This window comes from Antarcticimicrobium luteum (genome assembly GCF_004358185.1).
GTDB classification, from domain to species: domain Bacteria; phylum Pseudomonadota; class Alphaproteobacteria; order Rhodobacterales; family Rhodobacteraceae; genus Antarcticimicrobium; species Antarcticimicrobium luteum.
In genome coordinates this window covers 33,907-54,437 of sequence record NZ_SMUV01000070.1, presented here as the reverse complement: position 1 = coordinate 54,437, position 20,531 = coordinate 33,907, and the positions used below count along the sequence as shown (strand labels likewise).

Annotated in this window: 17 protein-coding genes and 1 pseudogene; 12 read left to right on the top strand and 6 right to left on the bottom strand. The window is 65.9% G+C overall.

Going from position 1 to position 20,531, the window contains the following annotated elements; genetic code table 11:
- Window positions 1–38: 38 nt before the first annotated feature.
- Window positions 39–2,660: a DNA mismatch repair protein MutS gene (gene mutS / locus E1832_RS15070; protein ID WP_206021067.1), complete on the bottom strand. Its 2,622-nt coding sequence runs from the start codon at window positions 2,658–2,660 to the stop codon at window positions 39–41.
- Between the two features lie 177 nt (window positions 2,661–2,837).
- On the opposite strand from mutS, the gene E1832_RS15065 reads away from it, so the two are divergent.
- Both E1832_RS15065 and E1832_RS15060 read left to right on the top strand, forming a co-directional pair.
- A complete protein-coding gene (locus E1832_RS15065) occupies window positions 2,838–5,093 on the top strand; it encodes an NADP-dependent malic enzyme (protein ID WP_133360595.1) in 2,256 nt (751 codons plus the stop codon).
- Window positions 5,094–5,098: 5 nt separating this feature from the next.
- On the top strand, window positions 5,099–5,974 hold the full coding sequence (locus E1832_RS15060; protein WP_133360594.1) for a ribokinase: 876 nt from the start codon (window positions 5,099–5,101) through the stop codon (window positions 5,972–5,974).
- Here the strand turns inward: E1832_RS15060 and msrA are convergent.
- Window positions 5,971–6,633: a peptide-methionine (S)-S-oxide reductase MsrA gene (gene msrA, locus E1832_RS15055; protein WP_133360593.1), complete on the bottom strand. Its 663-nt coding sequence runs from the start codon at window positions 6,631–6,633 to the stop codon at window positions 5,971–5,973. The genes E1832_RS15060 and msrA overlap by 4 nt on opposite strands.
- A 221-nt stretch (window positions 6,634–6,854) precedes the next feature.
- Between msrA and E1832_RS15050 the strand changes: the two genes are divergently transcribed.
- Both E1832_RS15050 and E1832_RS15045 read left to right on the top strand, forming a co-directional pair.
- Entirely contained in the window at window positions 6,855–7,766 is a 912-nt protein-coding gene (locus E1832_RS15050) for a D-amino acid aminotransferase (protein ID WP_133360592.1), read from the top strand.
- Window positions 7,763–8,485 carry a sulfotransferase-like domain-containing protein gene (locus tag E1832_RS15045; RefSeq protein ID WP_133360591.1) on the top strand — a complete coding sequence of 241 codons (723 nt, stop codon included), beginning with the start codon at window positions 7,763–7,765 and terminating at the stop codon, window positions 8,483–8,485. Before E1832_RS15050 ends, E1832_RS15045 begins: the two co-directional genes overlap by 4 nt.
- Window positions 8,486–8,498: 13 nt before the next feature.
- On the opposite strand, the gene E1832_RS15040 is transcribed toward E1832_RS15045, so the two are convergent.
- Complete coding sequence (locus E1832_RS15040; RefSeq protein WP_133360590.1) at window positions 8,499–8,780, bottom strand: SCP2 sterol-binding domain-containing protein; 282 nt, start codon at window positions 8,778–8,780, stop codon at window positions 8,499–8,501.
- 124 nt (window positions 8,781–8,904) lie between these two features.
- A complete protein-coding gene (locus tag E1832_RS15035; protein ID WP_133360589.1) occupies window positions 8,905–10,131 on the bottom strand; it encodes an argininosuccinate synthase in 1,227 nt (408 codons plus the stop codon).
- A gap of 167 nt (window positions 10,132–10,298) precedes the next feature.
- Here E1832_RS15035 and ilvA point away from each other — a divergent pair, with 167 nt between their 5' ends.
- Complete coding sequence (ilvA, locus tag E1832_RS15030) at window positions 10,299–11,537, top strand: threonine ammonia-lyase IlvA (protein WP_133360588.1); 1,239 nt, start codon at window positions 10,299–10,301, stop codon at window positions 11,535–11,537.
- A 47-nt stretch (window positions 11,538–11,584) separates the two neighbouring features.
- Here ilvA and E1832_RS15025 read toward each other — a convergent pair whose 3' ends face one another.
- Window positions 11,585–11,917 carry an Hpt domain-containing protein gene (locus tag E1832_RS15025; RefSeq protein WP_133360587.1) on the bottom strand — a complete coding sequence of 111 codons (333 nt, stop codon included), beginning with the start codon at window positions 11,915–11,917 and terminating at the stop codon, window positions 11,585–11,587.
- 185 nt (window positions 11,918–12,102) lie between these two features.
- Between E1832_RS15025 and E1832_RS15020 the strand changes: the two genes are divergently transcribed.
- Window positions 12,103–13,362: a PP2C family protein-serine/threonine phosphatase gene (locus E1832_RS15020; RefSeq protein ID WP_133360586.1), complete on the top strand. Its 1,260-nt coding sequence runs from the start codon at window positions 12,103–12,105 to the stop codon at window positions 13,360–13,362.
- 17 nt (window positions 13,363–13,379) lie between these two features.
- Here E1832_RS15020 and E1832_RS15015 read toward each other — a convergent pair whose 3' ends face one another.
- Window positions 13,380–13,835, bottom strand: a complete 456-nt coding sequence (locus tag E1832_RS15015) for an NUDIX domain-containing protein (RefSeq protein WP_133360585.1) — start codon at window positions 13,833–13,835, stop codon at window positions 13,380–13,382.
- Window positions 13,836–13,913: 78 nt separating this feature from the next.
- On the opposite strand from E1832_RS15015, the gene hslO reads away from it, so the two are divergent.
- The 6 genes and pseudogenes from hslO (at window position 13,914) to E1832_RS14990 (ending at window position 20,520) form a co-directional block, all read left to right on the top strand.
- On the top strand, window positions 13,914–14,900 hold the full coding sequence (hslO, locus tag E1832_RS15010) for an Hsp33 family molecular chaperone HslO (protein ID WP_133360584.1): 987 nt from the start codon (window positions 13,914–13,916) through the stop codon (window positions 14,898–14,900).
- On the top strand, window positions 14,893–15,489 hold the full coding sequence (locus E1832_RS15005; protein WP_133360583.1) for a CoA pyrophosphatase: 597 nt from the start codon (window positions 14,893–14,895) through the stop codon (window positions 15,487–15,489). The genes hslO and E1832_RS15005 overlap by 8 nt, the downstream gene beginning before the upstream one ends.
- Window positions 15,486–16,655, top strand: a complete 1,170-nt coding sequence (locus tag E1832_RS15000; RefSeq protein ID WP_133360582.1) for a CCA tRNA nucleotidyltransferase — start codon at window positions 15,486–15,488, stop codon at window positions 16,653–16,655. Before E1832_RS15005 ends, E1832_RS15000 begins: the two co-directional genes overlap by 4 nt.
- Window positions 16,656–16,852: 197 nt before the next feature.
- Window positions 16,853–17,764 (top strand): annotated as a pseudogene (locus tag E1832_RS23285) (ABC transporter transmembrane domain-containing protein); the annotation flags it as partial.
- Between the two features lie 168 nt (window positions 17,765–17,932).
- The gene (locus tag E1832_RS23280) at window positions 17,933–18,691 is read left to right on the top strand and encodes an ABC transporter ATP-binding protein (RefSeq protein WP_425358982.1); all 759 of its coding nucleotides are present in this window, start codon (window positions 17,933–17,935) and stop codon (window positions 18,689–18,691) included.
- Window positions 18,688–20,520 carry an ABC transporter ATP-binding protein gene (locus tag E1832_RS14990; protein ID WP_133360580.1) on the top strand — a complete coding sequence of 611 codons (1,833 nt, stop codon included), beginning with the start codon at window positions 18,688–18,690 and terminating at the stop codon, window positions 20,518–20,520. The genes E1832_RS23280 and E1832_RS14990 overlap by 4 nt, the downstream gene beginning before the upstream one ends.
- The last annotated feature ends 11 nt before the right edge of the window (window positions 20,521–20,531 follow it).

Below are 20,531 nucleotides of genomic sequence, written 5' to 3'. Positions count from 1 at the left end.
CTCTCAGCGCGAAGAGTTGAAAAAAGAAGACGGGGCGGTCAGGTCTTGGCCGCCTCTTTCAGTTGGTAAAGAAAGTCCAGCGCGGCCCGCGGCGTGAGGTCGTCGGGATGGATTTCGCCCAGCATCTCCACCACCGGCGAGGGGGCCTGGGCGGCCGGCGGCGGCGGGGCCGGGGTGGCGGCGAAGAGCGGCAGATCGTCGATCAGCGCCTTTTGCCGTGCGCCGCCCTCGCGCTCGCCCTTCTCCAGCGCATCGAGCACCACGCGCGCCCGCGCCACGACCGAGGCGGGCAGCCCGGCAAGCTGCGCCACCTGCACGCCATAGGAGCGGTCGGCGGCGCCCTTGCGCACCTCGTGCAGAAAGATCACCTCGCCCTCCCATTCGCGCACGGCGACGGTGGCGTTCTCCACATGGCTGAGTTTGCCGGCCAGGGCGGTCAGTTCGTGGTAATGGGTGGCAAAGAGCGCGCGGGCGCGGTTGGTGTCGTGCAGATGTTCCAGTGTCGCCCAGGCAATGGACAGCCCGTCATAGGTGGCGGTGCCGCGGCCGATCTCGTCCAGGATCACCAGAGCGCGGTCGTCGGCCTGATTGAGGATCGCGGCGGTCTCGACCATTTCCACCATGAAGGTGGAGCGGCCCCGCGCCAGATCGTCCGAGGCGCCGACGCGGCTGAAGATCTGGCTGACAAGGCCGATGTGGGCGCTGTCCGCCGGAACATAGCTGCCGATCTGCGCCAGCAGCGCGATCAGCGCGTTCTGGCGCAAAAAGGTGGATTTACCGGCCATGTTCGGCCCGGTCAGCAGCCAGATCGCCGCGCCGTCCCCGGCCGTCAGGTCGCAGTCATTGGCGACAAAGGGCGCGCCGCCCTGTTGCCGCAGCGCCTGTTCCACCACCGGGTGACGCCCGCCCGAGACCGCAAGGGCGCGGCTGTCGTCGACCCGGGGGCGGCACCAGCGCTCGGCCCGCGCGAGATCGGCCAGCGCGGCGGCGAGGTCCAGCTCGGCCAGTCCGCGCGCAGCCGCGTTGAGACGGGGGGCCTGATCCAGAATCGTCTCTGAAAGCCCTTGATAGAGCCGCTTTTCGATCTCCAGCGCGTGATTGCCGGCATTCAGGATGCGGGTTTCGATCTCGCTCAGCTCGACAGTGGTAAAGCGGACCTGATTGGCAGTGGTCTGGCGGTGGATATAGGTTTCGGACAGGGGCGCCGACAGCATCTTGCCGGCATGGGTGGCGGTGGTTTCGATGAAATAGCCCAGCACGTTGTTGTGCTTGATCTTCAACGAGGAAATGCCGGTGTGCTCGGCATATTTCCTCTGAAACGCCGCGATGACCGAACGCCCCTCGTCGCGCAGGGTGCGGGCCTCGTCCAGCTCGGCCTCGTAGCCTGGCGCGATGAACCCGCCGTCGCGCGCCAGCAGCGGCGGATCGGCGACCAGCGCCGCCTCGAGCAGGGCGATCAGATCGTCGAATCCGGTCAGATTTTCCACCGCTCCGGCCAGGTGCAGCGGCAGCGCCGGATCGGCGCAGCGACCGGCCAGCGCGGCGGCCTGGACCAGTGCGCTGCGGATCGCGGCCAGATCGCGCGGGCCGCCCCGCTCCAGCGCCAAACGGGATAGCGCGCGGTCCATATCCGGGGTCTTTCGCAAAATGTCGCGCAGATCGGCGGAAAACGCTCCGTTTTCCACGCAATAGCCGAGCGCCTCTTGCCGCGCCTGGATCACATCAAGCGCCCGCGACGGACTGGACAGCCGCTGCTCCAGCAGCCGCGCGCCGCCCGGGGTGACGGTCCGGTCCATCACAGCCAGCAGCGACCCCGCCTTGCCGCCCGACAGCGCCCGGGTCAGCTCCAGATTGCGCCGGGTGGCGGCGTCAATCTGCACGATCCGATCCTGCGCCTCGCGCTGCGGCGTTTGCAGCAACGGCAGCTTGCCCTTTTGGGTGATGTCCAGATAATCGATCAGCGCGCCCATCGCCGAGACCTCGACGCGGGTGAAACTGCCGAAAGCATCCAGCGCGGAAACGCCGAACAAGTCCAGAATGCGCCTTTCGGCCGAGGTGCTGTCGAAACTGGCGCGCGCGAGCGGCGTCAGCGCGATGCCCAGATCAGACACTAACGCGTGCTTTTCTGTCTCGATCGCTTCGGGCACAATCAGCTCGGCGGGGGCCAGGCGCGCCAATTCGGGCGACAGCCGCACCGGCGCTATCTGCATCACGTGAAAGGCACCGGTGGAGATGTCGGCCCAGGCCAGCGCCGCCTGATCGCGGATCTCGGCATAGGCGGCAAGGAAATTGTGCCGCCGCGCCTCCAGGAGCGAGTCCTCGGTCAGCGTGCCGGGGGTGATCAGACGCACCACGTCGCGCCGAACCACCGATTTAGAACCGCGTTTCTTGGCCTCGGCCGGGCTCTCCATCTGTTCGCAAACGGCGACGCGGAACCCCTTGCGGATCAGCGTCAGCAGATAGCTTTCGGCCGCGTGCACCGGCACGCCGCACATCGGAATATCCTCGCCCGCGTGCTTGCCGCGCTTGGTCAGGGCAATGTCCAGCGCCTCGGAGGCGGCAACCGCATCATCAAAGAACATCTCGTAGAAATCGCCCATGCGATAGAACAGCAGCGCATCGGCGTGCCGCGCCTTGATCTCGAGATATTGCGCCATCATCGGCGTGACGGTGGACAAGCTGCTCTCCCTCGGTGGTATCTGCGGTGGTTTCCGCGTTGCGGACCGGCGCGACCTTACAAATGCGGCGATCCGCGCGAAAGGCGAAAACGCATTGCCGTTGAGGTGCCCGGGCCCCTAGGCTATGAGGTCGGCGCCGACCGGAGGAGACAGCGACCCATGGGCAAGACCAAGATCACCGACGAAGAGGCGCTCGCCTTTCATCTCGAACCCACACCGGGGAAGTTCGAGATCACCGCGACCGTGCCGATGACGACCCAGCGGGATCTGTCCCTGGCCTATTCCCCCGGCGTTGCGGTCCCCTGCGAGGCGATCGCCGCAAACCCCGAAACCGCCTATGATTACACCAACAAGGGTAACCTTGTCGCGGTGATCTCCAACGGCACCGCGGTGCTGGGGCTGGGCAACCTCGGCGCGCTGGCCTCGAAACCGGTGATGGAGGGCAAGGCGGTTCTGTTCAAACGGTTCGCCGATGTGAACGCCATCGATATCGAACTGGATACCGAGGACCCCGACGAGATCATTCAGGCGGTCAAGCTGATGGGGCCGACATTCGGCGGCATCAACCTTGAGGACATCAAGGCGCCCGAGTGTTTCATCGTCGAACAGCGTCTGAAGGAAGAGATGGACATCCCCGTCTTTCACGACGACCAGCACGGCACTGCGGTGATCTGCGCCGCCGGGCTGATCAACGCGCTGCATCTGTCGGGCAAGAAGATCGAGGATGTGAAGATCGTCCTCAACGGCGCCGGCGCGGCCGGGATCGCCTGTATCGAATTGCTGAAACGCATGGGCGCGCGGCATGACAACTGCATCGTCTGCGATACCAAGGGCGTGATCTTTCAGGGTCGCACCGAGGGGATGAACCAGTGGAAATCGGCCCATGCGGTAAAGACCGGGCTGCGCAGTCTGGAAGAGGCGATGGTGGGCGCCGACGTTTTCCTCGGCGTTTCGGTCAAGGGCGCGGTAACCCAGGAGATGGTCGCCTCGATGGCCGACAATCCGGTGATTTTCGCCATGGCCAACCCCGATCCGGAGATCACCCCCGAAGAGGCGCATGAGGTCCGGATGGACGCCATCGTCGCCACCGGGCGCAGCGATTATCCCAATCAGGTCAACAACGTGCTTGGCTTTCCCTATCTCTTTCGCGGAGCGCTGGACATCCATGCCCGCGCCATCAACGACGAGATGAAGATCGCCTGCGCCCGCGCGTTGGCGGACCTTGCGCGCGAGGATGTGCCGGACGAGGTGGCGCTGGCGTATGGCCGCAATCTGAGCTTTGGCCGCGACTACATCATCCCGACGCCGTTCGATCCGCGGCTGATCCACCGGATTCCGGTCGCCGTGGCGCGGGCGGGGATGGACACCGGCGCGGCGCGGCGGCCGATCATCGACATGGATGCCTATGAGCTGACGCTGAAAAGCCGGATGGACCCGACCGCCAGCATCCTGCGCAGCCTGAACGCGCGGGCGCGGGCGGCGCAGGCGCGGATGATCTTTGCCGAGGGGGACGACCCGCGCGTGCTGCGCGCCGCCGTCACCTATCAGCGCTCGGGCTTCGGCAAGGCGCTGGTGGTGGGCCGCGCCGACGACGTGAAGGCCAAGCTGGAGGCCGCCGGTCTGGGCGATGCGGTGCGCGAGATCGAGGTGGTGAACGCCGCGAACACCGCGCATTTGGACAGTTACAAGGCGTTCTTGTACAAACGGCTTCAGCGCAAGGGGTTCGATCAGAAGGATGTGCACCGGCTGGCGGCGCGCGACCGGCATGTGTTCTCGGCGCTGATGCTGGCGCATGGGCATGGCGACGGGCTGGTCACCGGGGCCACCCGGAAATCGGCGCATGTTCTGGACCAGATCAACAACGTTTTCGATGCCGATGCCGAACATGGCGCGGCGGGGGTGACGGCACTATTGCACAAGGGGCGGATCGTGCTGATCGGCGACACGCTGGTGCACGAATGGCCCGAGCCAGAGGATCTGGCCAATATCGCCGAACGCGCGGCTTCGGTCGCGCGGGGGCTGGGGCTGGATCCGCGGGTCGCCTTCGTGTCGTTCTCGACCTTCGGCTACCCGGTGTCGGAACGGGCGGAAAAGATGCACCAGGCCTCGGATGTGCTGGAGCGCCGCGGCGTCGATTTCGAGTATGAGGGCGAGATGACCGTCGATGTGGCGTTGAACGCCAGGGCGCAGGCGGCCTATCCGTTTTCGCGGCTGACCGGGCCGGCGAATATCCTGGTGGTGCCGGCGCGGCATTCGGCCAGCATTTCGGTCAAGCTGATGCAGGAAATGGGCGAAGCGACGGTGATCGGGCCGATCCTGACCGGCGTCGACAAGCCGATCCAGATCTGTTCGACCGTATCGACCGCCAATGACATCCTGAACATGGCGGTGCTGGCGGCCTGCGGGATCGGCTAGGGACCATGGCGATCTGGAACCTGGGCTCGATCAATGCCGACATGATCTATCGGGTGCCGCATCTGCCGGGGCCGGGCGAGACGCTGGCGGCGACGAGCTATGCGCGGTTCCTGGGGGGCAAGGGCGCCAATATGTCGGTGGCCGCCGCCCGGGCCGCCGCCCATGTGCGTCATATCGGGGCGGTCGGCCCGGACGGCGGCTGGGCGGTGGAACGGCTGATGGAATACGGCGTCGATACCCGCCATATCCGATCGGTCGAGGTGGCCACGGGTCACGCCATCGTGGCGGTGGAGCCCGGCGGCGAGAACCAGATCGTGATCTATCCCGGGGCCAACCGGGCGATCCCCGAGGCGCTGATACAGGCGGCGCTGTCGGAGGCCGGGGCGGGTGATACACTGCTGATCCAGAACGAGACCAATGCGCAGGTGCTGGCGGCCCGGCTGGGGCGCGACCTGGGGCTGCGGGTGGCGTATGCGGCGGCGCCGTTCGACGCCGGTGCGGTTCGGGCGGTGCTGCCGTTTCTGGATTTCCTGATCCTCAACGCGGTCGAGGCCGGCCAGTTGGAGGCGGCGACCGGGCTGGCGCCCGGGGTGCTGCCGGTGCGCGATGTGATCGTCACGCTGGGGGCGCGGGGCGCGCGCCATTTCGAAACTGTTTCAGGGGAAACGCGCGAATATCCCGCGATCCCGGTCACGCCGGTGGACACCACCGGGGCGGGCGACACCCTGACCGGTTATGTGCTGGCGGGACTGGACCGCGGGTTGCCGATGGCACAGGCCATCGCCCAGGCGATGCGGGCCGCCGCGATCATGGTGACACGGCACGGCACCGCCGATGTGATTCCGGATCTCAAGGACGTGCAGGCCGGCCCGCCCGTCTAGCTGCCCGCAAAGGCGGCGGCGGTCCCCCACAGCGCGCGCAGCCGCGCGTCGCGGCCGCACCCCTCGCGGTAAAGCTTGTAGGCGACGGCCTGTCGCTTTGGACCAAAGCGGGTGAGGATCAGTTTGGTCCCCTTGTAATAATCCTGATGATAGGCCTCGGCCCGGTAGAACCGCGCGGCGGGCAGGATGGGGGTGACGATCGGCTGCCCCAGATCGGCCCGGGCCTGGGCGACGGCGGCCTGCGCCAGCGCCCTTTCCTCCGGACCCGAGACGAAAATGGCGGTGCGATAGCTGTCGCCCCGGTCGCAGAACTGCCCGCCCGCATCGGTTGGATCGACCGAACGCAGGAACAGCGCGAGCAACGTTTCACGGCTGACCAGTTCAGGGTCGAAGGTGATTTTCACCGCCTCGTAATGGCCGGTGCCGCCGCGGCTGACCTGCTTGTAAGTCGGGTTTTCCACATGCCCGCCGGTATAGCCGGACTCGGCCCCGGTCACCCCGGCCACCTTTTCAAAATCGGCCTCGACGCACCAGAAACAGCCGCCGGCGACGACCAGGACACCGGTTCCACCGGCGCGGGCGCCGCCATGGTTGATCAGGGCGCCGATGGCGATGAAAACGGCCAGCGCGCCGATCTTGAGCAGTTCGATCCGTTTCATATGGCACCTCCTCGAGCGCCGAGAGATTTCCATCCCACGCTGCCCGAGGCATCGGGGCCGGGCAATTGGCTGTCATCGAATGTCACGGATAGGTGAGCGGAATTTACCGCCCGTGCGCCGGCCGTGCGCCACCCGGCGCCGTCTCCCCGGGCGTGAATTTGTCGGAAAACCGGTTCCCCCTGTTTCGATAGCGTTCTAGCCTCCGCGCAAAGGAGAGCGCGATGACCGACAAGATCACCACCCATCAGGCGCAGGAAGACGCCCGCAACGAAGAGATCCTGATCTATCTGAACGGAAAGATCGTGCCAAAGGCCGAGGCCGTCGTCAGCGTCTATGACAGCGGCTTCATGCTGGGCGACGGGGTCTGGGAGGGGCTGCGCCTCTATGATGGCTGCTGGGCCTTTCTCGACGACCATCTGGACCGGCTGTTCGAGGCGGCCAAGGCGATCGATCTGGATATCGGGCTGGACCGCGACGGCGTCAAAAATGCCTTGTTAGAGACGCAAAAGGCCAATGGCATGACCACCGACGCCCACGCGCGGCTGATGGTGACGCGGGGGGTGAAGACGCGGCCGTTCCAACACCCGGCGCTGTCGCGGCAGGGGCCGACGGTGACCATCATCATGGAGCATTCGACTCCGTCGATCCCGCGGCCGATCCGTTTGGCAACGGTGCCGCATATTCGCGGGCTGCCGATGACGCAGGACCCCAAGCTGAACTCGCACTCCAAGCTGAACTGCATTCTGGCCTGTATCGCCGCCGAAAAGGCCGGCGCCGACGAGGCGCTGATGCTGGATGTGCATGGCTTCGTGAACACCACCAACGCCTGCAACTTCTTCATCGTGAGGAAGGGCGAGGTTTGGACCAGCACCGGGGACTACTGCATGAACGGCATCACACGGGCCAAGGTGATCGATGTCTGCCGCGCCGACGGCATCCCGGTTTACGAGCGGAACTATTCGCTGGTCGATACCTATGGCGCCGAAGAGGCGTTTCTGACCGGCACCTTCGGCGCCCAGACCCCGGTGGGCGAGGTCGACGGGCGGCAGATCGGCAGGGGCGAAATGGGGCCGATGACCGAACGCATTCGCGGCCTTTACAAGGCGCTGATCGAGAAGGAGTGCGCCGCATGAAGATCGCCTGCTGGTCGGGGCCGCGGAACATTTCCACGGCGATGATGTACGCCTTTGCCAACCGGGCCGATTGCGCAGCGGTGGACGAGCCGTTTTACGCCGCCTACCTGGCGCTGACCGGGTTGGAGCATCCGATGCGGGCGGAGATCATGGCGAGCCAGCCGCAGGACCCGGCAGAGGTGATCGCGGAACTGACCGGCGAAAACCCGGGCGGGTTGCCCCACGTCTATCACAAGCATATGGCGCAGCACATGTTGCCGGAGATCCCGCGCGACTGGTTCGGGGGGATGAAACATATCCTGCTGATCCGGCATCCGGCGCGGGTGGTGGCGAGTTTCTCGGCCAAATACGAAAACCCGGTGCTGGCCGATATCGGTTTCGTGCAACAGGCGGAGCTGCACCGGCAGCTGCTGGCCGAGGGGCTTGATCCCGTGGTGGTGGACAGCGCCGATATCCGCGCCGATCCCGAAGGCATGCTGCGGCAGCTCTGCGCTCGGATCGGGCTCGACTGGGATCCGGCGATGCTGTCCTGGCCCGCCGGGCCGAAACCGGAGGACGGCGTCTGGGCCGCGCATTGGTATGGGGCGGTGCATCAGTCGACCGGGTTCGCCGGTGTCGAGGGGCCGATGCCAGAGCTTGAGGGCGTGGCAAAGGCCCTGGCCGAGGCGGCGCAGCCCTCTTACGAGGAACTGGTCGATCTGCGAATTCGTTCCGAATAGCCGTTGTTAGAGCCTAATTTAGCATTGAGCCCAGCTTCATCGCCACCGCCGGGTTACCGCTGACCTTGAGCTTGCCCATCATCACCCCGGTCATCGGGTTCAGCTTGCCCTTGAGCAGCTTTTTCAGGTTCTCGGTGCTAAGCGTGATGGTGCAATCGGCGTCGCGATCTTCGGTGCTGGCGCGGCCGTCGGCCAGCACCAGCACGCCGTCGGCGCCGCAATCGAATTTCAGCGATCCATCGAAGCTCTTGCCGTTCAGCCCCTCGTTGATGGCATCGGCGATCTGGGTCAGCATCTGCGCTCTCCGGTTTTGCGGGGTGCCGGGCCGCATGGGTCGCGCCCGGCCTCAAAAGAAAATGCCCGCCTCAGCAAAGGCGGGCATTTCCCGGAAAATTCAACACTGACGTTGGTGGAGGGCCTCAGCCCTTCACCCGCTTGTTGCGCACGGCGATCAGTTTCAGGCGCAGGGCGTTGAGGTTGATGAACCCTTCGGCGTCCTTCTGATCGTAGGCGCCGGCGTCCTCTTCGAAGGTCACATGCGCCTCGGAATAAAGCGAATAGACCGACCAGCGCGCCACGGTGCGGGCCGACCCCTTGAACAGCATCAGCCGCACGGTGCCGGTGACATATTCCTGCGTCTTGTCGATCAGCGCCTGCAGCGCCTCGCGCTCGGGCGAGAACCAGAAGCCGTTATAGATCAGCTCGGCATAGCGCGGCATGATCGAATCCTTCAGGTGACCGGCGCCGCTGTCCAGGGTGATCTGTTCGATGCCGCGATGCGCCTCGAGCAGGATGGTGCCGCCGGGGGTCTCGTAGACGCCGCGCGATTTCATGCCGACGAAACGGTTCTCGACAAAGTCGAGCCGGCCGATGCCGTGCTTTTTCCCGTATTCGTTCAGCTTGGTCAGGATCGTGGCGGGCGACATCGCCTCGCCGTTGATCGCCACGGCGTCGCCCTTTTCAAAGGAAACCTCGATATATTCCGGCCCGTCCGGCGCGGTGATCGGATCGTCGGTGCGCTGATAGACGTAATCGGGCGCCATCTGGCCGGGATCCTCCAGCACCTTGCCCTCGGACGAGGTGTGCAGCAGGTTGGCGTCGACCGAAAACGGTGCCTCGCCGCGCTTGTCCTTGGCGATCGGGATCTGGTTCTGTTCGGCGAATTCCAACAGCCGGGTGCGGCTGGTCAGCGACCATTCCCGCCAGGGCGCGATCACCTTGATGGCCGGGTTCAGCGCATAGGCGCACAGCTCGAACCGCACCTGGTCGTTGCCCTTGCCGGTGGCGCCATGGGCCACGGCATCGGCGCCGGTTTCTTCGGCGATTTCCACCAGACGTTTGGAGATCAGCGGCCGCGCGATCGATGTGCCCAGCAGATAGAGCCCCTCGTAAACCGCGTTGGCGCGGAACATCGGAAAGACGAAATCGCGCACGAACTCCTCGCGCACATCCTCGATAAAGATGTTCTCGGGCTTGATGCCCAGCATCTCGGCCTTCTTGCGGGCGGGGTCCAGCTCCTCTCCCTGGCCGAGATCGGCGGTAAAGGTGACCACCTCGCAACCGTATTCGGTTTGCAGCCATTTCAGGATGATCGAGGTGTCGAGGCCACCGGAATAGGCCAGAACGACTTTCTTGGGCGCGGACATGGAGGTTCCTCTCAAAGAATGACGGATGCGGCCTAGCCGTTTTTCCACAAAGGGGCAAGGCGGGCGCGCGGCGGTCCGGGCGGCGGTCTGGGCGGCGGTCTGGGCGGCGGGCCGGTATGCCGATGTAGACCTTGCCATGATCCCGCCCATGCGGCAGGGAAGTGGGCATGACCAGTTTCCAGGATATGGCGCGGATTGCCGAACGCGCGATGCGCGAAGTTTTCGCCGAAACGCCGTTGCAGCGCAACGCCCATCTGTCGGAGAAATATGACGCCGACATCTGGCTGAAGCGCGAGGATCTGACGCCGGTGCGCAGCTATAAGTTGCGCGGGGCGTTCAACGCCATGCGCAAGGTGATGGAGGCGCATCCCGATCAGGCCCTCTTCGTCTGCGCCAGTGCCGGCAACCATGCCCAGGGCGTGGCCTATATGTGCCAGCATTTCGGGGTGAAGGGCGTTATCTTCATGCCGGTGACAACGCCGCAGCAGAAGATCCAGAAGACCCGGGTGTTCGGCGGCGGCGCGATCGAGATCCGGCTGGTCGGCGACTATTTCGACGACACCCTGGCCGAGGCGCAGCGATACTGCGCGCAGGAGGGCGGCCATTTCCTGGCGCCCTTCGACGACGCCGACGTGATCGAGGGGCAGGCCAGCGTCGCGGTCGAGATCGCGGTGCAGATGGGACGCGCGCCCGATCACATCATCCTGCCGGTGGGCGGCGGCGGGCTGTCCTCTGGGGTGCGGTCCTTTTTCGGGCCGCGATGCCGCTATTCCTTTGTCGAGCCGGCGGGCGGGCGCAGCCTGGCCGCGGCGCTGGCGGCGGGAGAGCCTGTGACGCTGGACCGGGTGGACACATTCGTCGACGGCGCGGCGGTGGCCCGCATCGGCGCGCTGCCCTTTGCGCGATTGGCGGATGTCGATCCCGGCGACGTTCTGGCCGCGCCCGAGGATCGGATCTGCACCACCATGATCGAGATGCTGAATATAGAAGGCATCGTGCTGGAGCCCGCCGGTGCGCTGGCGGTGGATGCGCTGGCCGATGTGGCCGGGCCCATCCGGGGCAAGACCGTGGTCTGCGTCACCTCGGGCGGGAATTTCGATTTCGAACGTCTGCCCGAGGTCAAGGAGCGGGCCCAACGCTATAGCGGGGTGAAGAAATATTTCATCCTGCGCCTGCCGCAGCGGCCTGGCGCGCTGAAGGATTTTCTGGAAATTCTCGGTCCCGAGGACGATATCAGCCGGTTCGAATATCTGAAGAAATCGGCGCGCAACTTCGGCTCGGTCCTGATCGGGATCGAGACCCTGCGGCCGGAGAATTTTTCCCATCTGTTCGGGCGGCTGGATGCGGCCGGCTATACCTATACCGACATCACCAATGACGAGACGCTGGCCCAGTTCGTGATCTGAGCCCCCGGACCGGCGGTGGATTCGGGCGGTGGACTCAGTCGGCCGGCTCAGGCGGCGATATGTTCGCGCAGCCCCTCGAAAAAAGCGGCCCTGGATCGGTCGTAGCCATCGACGATGGCGGCGAGATCGACGCTGTCGGCCTCGCCCGCGGCCGAGAGGCGTTCGCCGGCCTGGCAAAGATCGGAAAAGGCGGAAAAGCCGAGGTTCAGCGCGCTGCCCTTGAGAAAGTGGAGCTGTTGTTCAAGCTCGCTGCGGTCGGTATCCGCGCGCAGCGGGCCGATCACCCCCTCGACCTCGTCGAGAAAGAGGTCGATCACCTCCTTGAAGTCATCGGCCCCGACCTCTTCGCGCAATTCGTTCACGCGTGACCATAAAATCATGACGCACCCATTCTCAAGACCCCCGATCCGGAGGAAACGGTAGGGCACAGGGTGTAAACAGGCGGTTAAGCCGTGTTCTTGTTGCGGTGCGGCCGGGTTTCACGCCCTGTTAATCGCTTGGTCCGATAGTAACAAAAGCCGGGTGGCCCGGTTGAATGTGCAATGACTGGGCGGCGCTTCGGGGCATGACGGTAACAAGTGAAATTCTATCCGCCAGCGGTGCGATCCAAAGGGTTCTGGTGGTAGATGACAGCCGGTTGCAACGTCACATTCTGATCAGCTCGCTCAGGAAATGGGGGGTCGAGGTGATCGAGGCGGAAAGCGGCGAGGAGGCGATGGATATCTGCCGCCAGTCGCTGCCCGACCTGGTGCTGAGCGACTGGATGATGCCGGGGATGAGCGGGCTGGAATTCTGCCGCGCGTTCAGGGCCCTGCCGACCGACGGGTACGGCTATTTCATTCTGCTGACCTCGAAGAGCGACAAGAACGACATCGCCAAGGGGCTGGACGCCGGCGCCGACGATTTCCTGACCAAGCCGGTGAATTCCCACGAACTCAGGGCGCGGATTTCGGCCGGGGCGCGGATTCTCAGCATGCAGCGGCAGCTGTCGGAAAAGAACCGGGTGATTTCCGAGACGCTGGACAAGCTGCGCAAGGCGCATGACGCCATCGACAAGGATCTGATCCAGGCGCGCAAGATCCAGCAATCGCTGGTGCCCGAGCTGACGCGGGAATTCGGCGCCTCGCGCGTCAGCCTGCTGCTCAAGCCCTGCGGCCATATCGGCGGCGATCTGGTCGGCATGTTCTCGCCCGGCGGGTCGCGGATCGGGTTCTATTGTATCGATGTGTCGGGCCACGGCATCACCTCGGCGATGATGACGGCCAAGCTGGGCGGATATCTGTCCAGCACCTATTTCGATCAGAACATGGCATTGGAAAAGCGGCATGAGAGTTTCTATGCGCTGCGCCCCCCGGCCGAGGTTGCGCGGCTCTTGAACGACCGGGTGACCGCCGACGCCGGGGTGGAGGAGTATTTCACCATGGTCTACGGCACCGCCGATCTGCGCAACGGCCATGTCGATATGGTGCAGGCGGGCCACCCGCACCCGCTGATCCTGCGCCGGGACGGCAGTGCGGAGTTTCTTGGCGCGGGCGGCGTGCCGATCGGGCTGCTGCCGGATCTGACCTATGCCCAGTTCGACACGGTGATGGAGCCGGGCGACCGGCTGCTGTTCTATTCCGACGGGTTCACCGAATGCCGGCTGGCCAATGGCGGGATGCTGGACAGCGACGGGTTGCTGCGGCTGGTGCGGGCCTGCGACGCGGGGCAGACCGGGCAGGAGTTTCTTGACGACCTGTTCTGGCAGCTGCGGCAGATCATGGCGCCGGGGCAGGGGATGGAGGACGATGTTTCCGCCACGCTGTTCGAGTATTGGGGGCCGTAGGGGGGGCTGGTTCGGAATTACCCCGCGCGCAGCATCCCCCGCGCCAGTTGCGCCGCGAAATGGCGGTCGCCCGCATTGCCCAGCCGATCCGCCGCCTCGGCGGCGTCCAGCCACAGGGCGGTATGGCCCGGCTCGGTCGGCGGCCCCATCGGGCGGATCGGGCGCGCGACGTAGATCAGGCAGATCTTTTCGGCCCAGAGATCGTATTCCGGCATATAGGCATAGCGGCGAAAGGTTCCGACGCGGCGCGGCGCGGCGATGCGCCAGCCGGTTTCCTCGAACACTTCGCGGTGCAGCGCGGTCAGGGGCGATTCGCCCGGGTCGATGCCGCCGCCGGGCAGTTGCAGGTCGGGGCCGGGATTGTCCTGCAGGGTCAGCAGGAGGCGCCCGCCGCGGGGCAGCAACGCATAGGCGCCGGGCCGGGGGCGATAGCTTTGCCGCGTGTCGGGCGGGGTGCCGAACCGTCTGATCATGCCGCTGCCCCTTTCATCGCGGTCTGTTCCGACTATATTGCGCGAGGTATGCCAACCCGTGGCGCATAAGGAAACCCCATGACCATCGGATCGAAACTCGCGTGGGACGATACCGTCCTGCCCTTCCAGCTTGATGTATCGGACATGCGCGGGCGCGTGGCCAGGCTGGATGGCGTGTTGGACGGGATTCTGAAACAGCACGACTACCCGCCCCAGGTCGAGGCGCTGGTGGCCGAGATGGCGCTCTTGACCGCGCTGATCGGCCAGACCGTCAAGCTGCGCTGGAAGCTGTCGTTGCAGGTGCAGTCCAAGGGCCCGGTGCGGATGATTGCCACCGATTACTATGCCCCCACCGAAGAGGGAGAGCCGGCCAGAATCCGCGCCTATGCCAGCTATGACGCCGACAGGCTGTCCGGGCAGGATCCCTATGCGCAGATCGGCGAGGGGTATTTTGCGATCCTGATCGACCAGGGCAAGGGCATGGCGCCCTATCAGGGGATCACGCCGCTGGCGGGAGAGTCCCTGCGGCGCAGCGCCGAGGCCTATTTCGCCCAGTCCGAACAATTGCCGACGCGGTTCAAGCTGAACTTTGGCAAATCCACCGAACGGGGCGGCAGCGAGCATTGGCGCGCCGGCGGTGTGATGTTGCAGCATATGCCCAAGGCCTCGCCCTTTGCGGCCGCGGCGCCGGGCGGCGGCGACATTCTGCGCCCCGCTGATCTGGTCGACGGCGAGCAGGGCGAGAACTGGAACCGGGTGAACATCCTGCTCGATTCGGTCGAGGAGATGGAGCTTGTGGGGCCGGTGGTCACGCCGACCGACCTGCTGGTGCGCCTGTTCCACGAGGAGCAGCCGCGCGTGTTCGATGCCCAGGCGGTGCGCTTTGGCTGCACCTGCTCGGAGGACCGCGTGCGCCAGAGCCTGTCGATCTATTCGGCCAAGGACATCAGGACGATGACCACGGACGAGGGGATCGTGACCGCCGACTGTCAGTTCTGCGGCGCGCATTACGAGCTTGATCCGGCCAGCGTCGGCTTCGAGGCCGAGCAGAGCGGCGATGCGTGATCCGGTCGAAAGGTTGCGGGCGGCGCTGGCCCAGCCAGGGGCGGAGTCGTCGGATTTCGACCTGAACCCGGATTTCAAACTGCCCGAAGGGCGCAGGCTGCGCCCGGCCGGGGTGCTTGTGCCGGTCTCCCTGACCACCGGCACGCCGCGGCTGATCCTGACAAAGCGATCCTCGGCGCTGAAGCATCACCCCGGTCAGATCGCCTTTCCCGGCGGCAAGCAGGAAGAGGACGACGCCGATGTGACCGCCGCCGCCCTGCGTGAGGCGGAGGAAGAGATCGGTCTGCCGCGCGATTTGCCCCGGGTTCTGGGGCAATTACCGGAACATGAGACGGTGACCGGGTTCCGGGTGACGCCGGTGCTGGCGGTGCTGGAGCAAAACTTTGAACCGGTGCCGGAAACCGGCGAGGTCGAAGAGGTGTTCTCGGTGCCGCTTGCGCATGTGCTGGACGGGGCAAATTACCTGATCGAGTCGCGTTATTGGCGGGGGATGCGGCGGCATTACTTTACGGTGCCCTTCGGTCCCTATTACATCTGGGGCGCGACCGCGCGGATGCTGCGCGGGCTGGCGGCGCGGATGGAGGCATGACCCGGATCACGGAAAACTGGCTGACCGACCCGGCGACCCAGGCGGTCTGTGCGGCGCTCGAGGCGGGGGGCGCGCAGGCGCTGTTCGTCGGCGGCTGCGTACGCAACGCGCTGATGGGGGTGCCGGTCAGCGACATCGACATCTCGACCGACGCGGTGCCCGAGCGGGTGATCGTGCTGGCAGAGGCGGCCGGTATCAAGGCGGTGCCGACGGGGATCGATCATGGCACCGTGACGCTGGTCAAGGACGGCATCCCGCATGAGGTGACCACCTTCCGCAAGGATGTGGAAACCGACGGGCGGCGCGCGGTGGTGGCCTATTCCACCTGCGTGAACGAGGATGCGGCGCGGCGCGATTTCACCATGAACGCGCTTTATGCCCGCCCGGACGGCACCGTGCTGGACCCGCTTGGGGGCCTGTCCGATCTGCGGGCGCGGCGGGTCCGCTTTATCGGCGAGGCGCGCGACCGCATCCGCGAGGATTATCTGCGCAGCTTGCGCTATTTCCGCTTTCACGCCTGGTACGGCTGCGACGATCTGGGGTTCGACCCCGAGGCGCTGGCGGCGATTGCCGATAATCTCGATGGGCTTTCCACGCTGTCGCGCGAGCGGGTGGGGGGCGAGCTGTTGAAACTGCTGTCCGCCCCGAATCCGGCGCCCGCGGTGGCGGCGATGCGCTCGACCGGGGCGCTGGGGCAGGTGCTGCCGGGGGCGGACGACCGGGCGCTGGCGGTGCTGGTGCATCTGGAGGGACAGGCCGGGGTCGCACCGGACGGTCTGCGGCGGCTGGCGGCGCTGGGCGGGGTCGATGTGGCCGAAACCCTGCGGCTGAGCCGGGCGCAGGCGCGGGGGCTGGACCGGCTGCGCGAGGCGGCGGCGAGCGCGATGGGCGCGGCCGAGCTGGGCTATCGGCTCGGGCCGGCGGCGGGGCGCGATGCGCTGCTGCTGCGCTGTGCCTGGCTGGACCAGCCCTGGCCCGGGGCGGCGGCCGCCGAGATCGACCGCGGCGCGGCGGCGCGGTTCCCGGTGACGGCGCGCGATCTGATGCCGGACTATGCGGGCGCGGCGCTGGGCAAGCGGCTGGCGCAGATCGAGGCGGCCTGGATCGCCTCCGGCTTTTCGCTGAGCCGGGCGTCGTTGCTTTCGGGTGACAGCGGCGCCGATTAAATGCATGCGAAAAGCATGTAATGGGTGACAAAGCGGCGCCAATGGGCTAGCCACCCTGTCGAAACCTTGTTGGAGGGATGCGTATGTACCACGGGATCTGGAACAGCCTCGGCTGAACGACCGGCCCCCGTGCGGGCGGTGTTCGGCGCCGCCCTTATTGCATCTGCATTCCTTTCGCTCTCTCGGAGCCCTCCGACATGTTTCGTTTCTTTGAAAATCTCGTCGATCCCTATTGTGCCTATACCCAGGATGATCGCCCGCCCACCCGGCTCTGGCCGTTTCTACGCATCTATACGCAGCCGTTCCGCCGTGTATTCGTCTGGGCCGCGCTGCTGTCGGTCGCGGTGGCGGCGATCGAGGTCTGGCTGATCTACTATATGGGCCGGGTGGTCGATCTGCTGGGCGGCAACCCGGCGCAGGTCTGGGCCGATCACGGGCTGGAGCTGATCGCGGTCGCGGTCTTTATCCTGCTGCTGCGCCCGGCGATCCAGCTTCTGGATGTGCTGTTTCTGAACAATGCGATCCTGCCCAACTTCGGCACGCTGATCCGCTGGCGCGCGCATAAACATGTGCTGCGCCAGTCGGTCGGCTGGTTCGAGAACGATTTCGCCGGCCGCATCGCCAACCGGATCATGCAGACCCCGCCGGCGGCGGGCGAGGTGATCTTTCAGGTGTTTGACGCGATCTCCTTCTCCATCGCCTATTTCATCGGCGCCGGTGTGCTGTTGATGGTGGCCGACGCGCGGCTGCTGCTGCCGCTGCTGGGATGGCTGGCGCTCTATGGCCTGTTGATCCGCTGGACCGTGCGGCGGGTCGAGCCCGCGTCCAAGGCGGCCTCGGACGCGCGCTCGGCCATCACCGGGCGGGTGGTCGACAGTTATTCCAATATCCATTCGGTCAAGATGTTCGCCCATCACGACCGAGAACTGGACTATGCGAAGGAGGCGATCGAGGAGTCCCGCCGCACCTTTCAGGCGGAGATGCGGATTTTCACCGTCATGGACGCCGCGCTGGTCGCGCTGAACGGGCTGTTGATCGTCGCTGTCGTCGGCTGGGCGATTTGGCTGTGGATGGTGGGACAGGCGAGCGTCGGCGCGGTGGCGGCGGCGACCGCGCTGACCCTGCGGCTGAATGCGATGACCGGTTGGATCATGTGGGCGCTGACCACCTTCTTCCGGCAGCTTGGCGTGGTGGCCGAGGGGATGGAGACCATCGCCCAGCCGCTGGACCTGGTGGATGCGCCGGGCGCGAAAGAGCTGGATCTGACAGAGGGCAGGATCGAGCTGAGGGGCGTCTCGCACCATTACGGACGCGGGCAGGGCGGGCTCGACCGGGTCGATCTGACGATCCGTCCGGGCGAAAAGATCGGGCTGATCGGCCGGTCCGGGGCCGGGAAATCCTCGCTGGTGAAGCTGCTCTTGCGGTTCTACGACGTCGAGACCGGCCGCATCCTGATCGACGGGCAGGACATCCGCGACGTCACCCAGGACAGCCTGCGCCGCCAGATCGGTATGGTCCAGCAGGACAGTGCGCTGCTGCATCGCTCGGTGCGCGACAACATCCTTTACGGCCGTCCCGACGCGAGCGAGGCGGCGATGATCGCCGCGGCCAGACAGGCCGAGGCGCATGAGTTCATCCTCGATCTTGCCGATCCGCAGGGGCGGCGCGGCTACGACGCCCATGTGGGCGAACGCGGCGTCAAGCTGTCGGGTGGGCAGCGGCAGCGCGTGACGCTGGCGCGGGTGATCCTCAAGGATGCGCCGATCCTGCTGCTGGACGAGGCGACCTCGGCGCTGGATTCCGAGGTCGAGGCGGCGATCCAGCGCACCCTTTACGGCATGATGCAGGGCAAGACGGTCATTGCCATCGCGCACAGGCTTTCTACCATTGCCGAGATGGACAGAATTCTGGTGATGGACCGGGGCCGCATCGTCGAACAGGGCCGGCATGAGGATCTGCTGGCGCGCGGCGGGCTCTATGCCCGGTTCTGGGCGCGGCAATCGGGAGGCTTTCTGAACCCGGAGGCGGGCGAATGAGGATCGGCCACTGGATCGACCCCTTTCGCCCCGCCGAGGGGCCGCCGCCGCAGACGCTGCTGGCGTTCCTGTTCTGGTGCCTCAAGGGCGCCTGGCCGGTGCTGATCTTTGCCACCGCCGTGTCCTGCGCCGCCGGCGGGCTGGAGGCGGGCACCGCCTATATCCTCGGGCTGGTGGTGGATACCGCGGTGGGCGGCGGGCCGGAGAATCTGTTCGATCCGGCGAACATGGTGAAACTGGGCGCGGCGGTCGGGTTTTTCCTGGTCGTGCGGCCGGTGCTGTTCGGTCTCTCCTCGGCGGCCAATTCCATCGCCGTGGGGCCGAACGTCAACCCGATGGTGCTGGCCCGGCTGCACCGCTGGACCCTGGGCCAGTCGGTGCAGTTCTTTGACGATGATTTCGCCGGCCGCATCGCGCAAAAGCAGATGCAGGCGGCGAATGCGGTCACCAACGTGGCGGTTGAGACGATCAACGTGGTGGCCTTCGCGCTGGCCTCGATTGTCGGATCTCTGGTGCTGATGACCGCGATCAGCTGGCACGTGACGCTGGTCTTTCTGATCTGGTTCGCCGCCTATCTGCTGACGATCCGCTGGTTCCTGCCAAGGGTACGCGAACGCGCGGCGGGGCGGGCCGGGGCGCGGGCGGTGGTCTCGGGGCAGATCGTCGATACCATCACCAACATCGAGACGGTGAAACTCTTTGCCCATGCCGAGCATGAGGATCGCGCGGCGCTGGGTGCGCTTCAGGGGTTCCGCGACCGGGCGCTGGGCTTTGGCCGTCTGGCGGCGCTGTTCCGGTTCTGCCTGATGTGTCTGGCCGGGATGCTGCCGGTTCTGCTGATCGGCGCGACGCTGCTGCTGTGGCAGCAGGGGCAGGCAAGCGAGGGCAATATCGTCGCCGCCGGCGCGGTGGCGATCCGGCTGTCGCAGATGACCGGCTGGGTGAGTTTCGCGCTGATGGGGATCTATTCCGACGTGGGCGAGGTCGAGGACGGTATGCGCACGCTGACCCCGCCGGTGCGTCTGACGGATGCGCCGGGCGCCGCCGCGTTGCGGGTGCCGCAAGGCGAGATCGTTTTCGATCACGTGACTTTCGCCTATGGCCGGACGGTGGGCGGTGTGTCTGAGGTCGATCTGACCATTGGCGCGGGCGAAAAACTCGGCATCGTCGGCGCCTCGGGGGCCGGTAAATCGACCTTGGTCTCGTTGCTGCTCAGGCTCTACCAACCGGAATCGGGGGAAATCCGCATCGACGGCCAGCCGGTCGAAAGCGTGACGCAGGAAAGCCTGCGCCGGCAGATCGGCATGGTCACGCAGGAAACAGCGATGTTCAACCGCTCGGCCATGGACAACATCCGCTATGGCCGGCCCGAGGCCAGCGATGACGAGGTGAGGCGCGCCGCCGAGAAGGCCGAGGCGCATGACTTCACCCTCCAGCTTCAGGATCACATGGGGCGCAAGGGCTATGACGCGCACCTGGGCGAGCGGGGCGTGAAACTGTCCGGCGGGCAGCGGCAGCGCATCGCGCTGGCCCGGGCCATCCTCAAGGACGCGCCGATTCTGGTGCTGGACGAGGCGACCAGCGCATTGGACTCAGAGGTCGAGGCGGCGATTCAGACCGCGCTGCACCGGGTGATGGAGGGCAAGACGGTTCTGGCCATCGCGCACCGGTTGTCGACCCTGTCCGAGATGGACCGGATCATCGTGCTGGACGCGGGGCGCATCGTGGAAAGCGGCACCCACGAGGCGCTTTTGGCGCGCGAGGGGCTCTATGCCCAGTTCTGGGCGCGGCAGTCGGGCGGGTTCCTGCGGACCGAGGCGGCGGAATAGGGTCTTTTGCC

Coding starts and splice junctions, on each gene's coding strand:
- mutS (WP_206021067.1), bottom strand. CDS start 2,660: ATGATGGCGCAATATCTCGAGATCAAGGCGCGGCACGCCGATGCGCTG.
- E1832_RS15065 (WP_133360595.1), top strand. CDS start 2,838: ATGGGCAAGACCAAGATCACCGACGAAGAGGCGCTCGCCTTTCATCTC.
- E1832_RS15060 (WP_133360594.1), top strand. CDS start 5,099: ATGGCGATCTGGAACCTGGGCTCGATCAATGCCGACATGATCTATCGG.
- msrA (WP_133360593.1), bottom strand. CDS start 6,633: ATGAAACGGATCGAACTGCTCAAGATCGGCGCGCTGGCCGTTTTCATC.
- E1832_RS15050 (WP_133360592.1), top strand. CDS start 6,855: ATGACCGACAAGATCACCACCCATCAGGCGCAGGAAGACGCCCGCAAC.
- E1832_RS15045 (WP_133360591.1), top strand. CDS start 7,763: ATGAAGATCGCCTGCTGGTCGGGGCCGCGGAACATTTCCACGGCGATG.
- E1832_RS15040 (WP_133360590.1), bottom strand. CDS start 8,780: ATGCTGACCCAGATCGCCGATGCCATCAACGAGGGGCTGAACGGCAAG.
- E1832_RS15035 (WP_133360589.1), bottom strand. CDS start 10,131: ATGTCCGCGCCCAAGAAAGTCGTTCTGGCCTATTCCGGTGGCCTCGAC.
- ilvA (WP_133360588.1), top strand. CDS start 10,299: ATGACCAGTTTCCAGGATATGGCGCGGATTGCCGAACGCGCGATGCGC.
- E1832_RS15025 (WP_133360587.1), bottom strand. CDS start 11,917: ATGATTTTATGGTCACGCGTGAACGAATTGCGCGAAGAGGTCGGGGCC.
- E1832_RS15020 (WP_133360586.1), top strand. CDS start 12,103: ATGACGGTAACAAGTGAAATTCTATCCGCCAGCGGTGCGATCCAAAGG.
- E1832_RS15015 (WP_133360585.1), bottom strand. CDS start 13,835: ATGATCAGACGGTTCGGCACCCCGCCCGACACGCGGCAAAGCTATCGC.
- hslO (WP_133360584.1), top strand. CDS start 13,914: ATGACCATCGGATCGAAACTCGCGTGGGACGATACCGTCCTGCCCTTC.
- E1832_RS15005 (WP_133360583.1), top strand. CDS start 14,893: ATGCGTGATCCGGTCGAAAGGTTGCGGGCGGCGCTGGCCCAGCCAGGG.
- E1832_RS15000 (WP_133360582.1), top strand. CDS start 15,486: ATGACCCGGATCACGGAAAACTGGCTGACCGACCCGGCGACCCAGGCG.
- E1832_RS14990 (WP_133360580.1), top strand. CDS start 18,688: ATGAGGATCGGCCACTGGATCGACCCCTTTCGCCCCGCCGAGGGGCCG.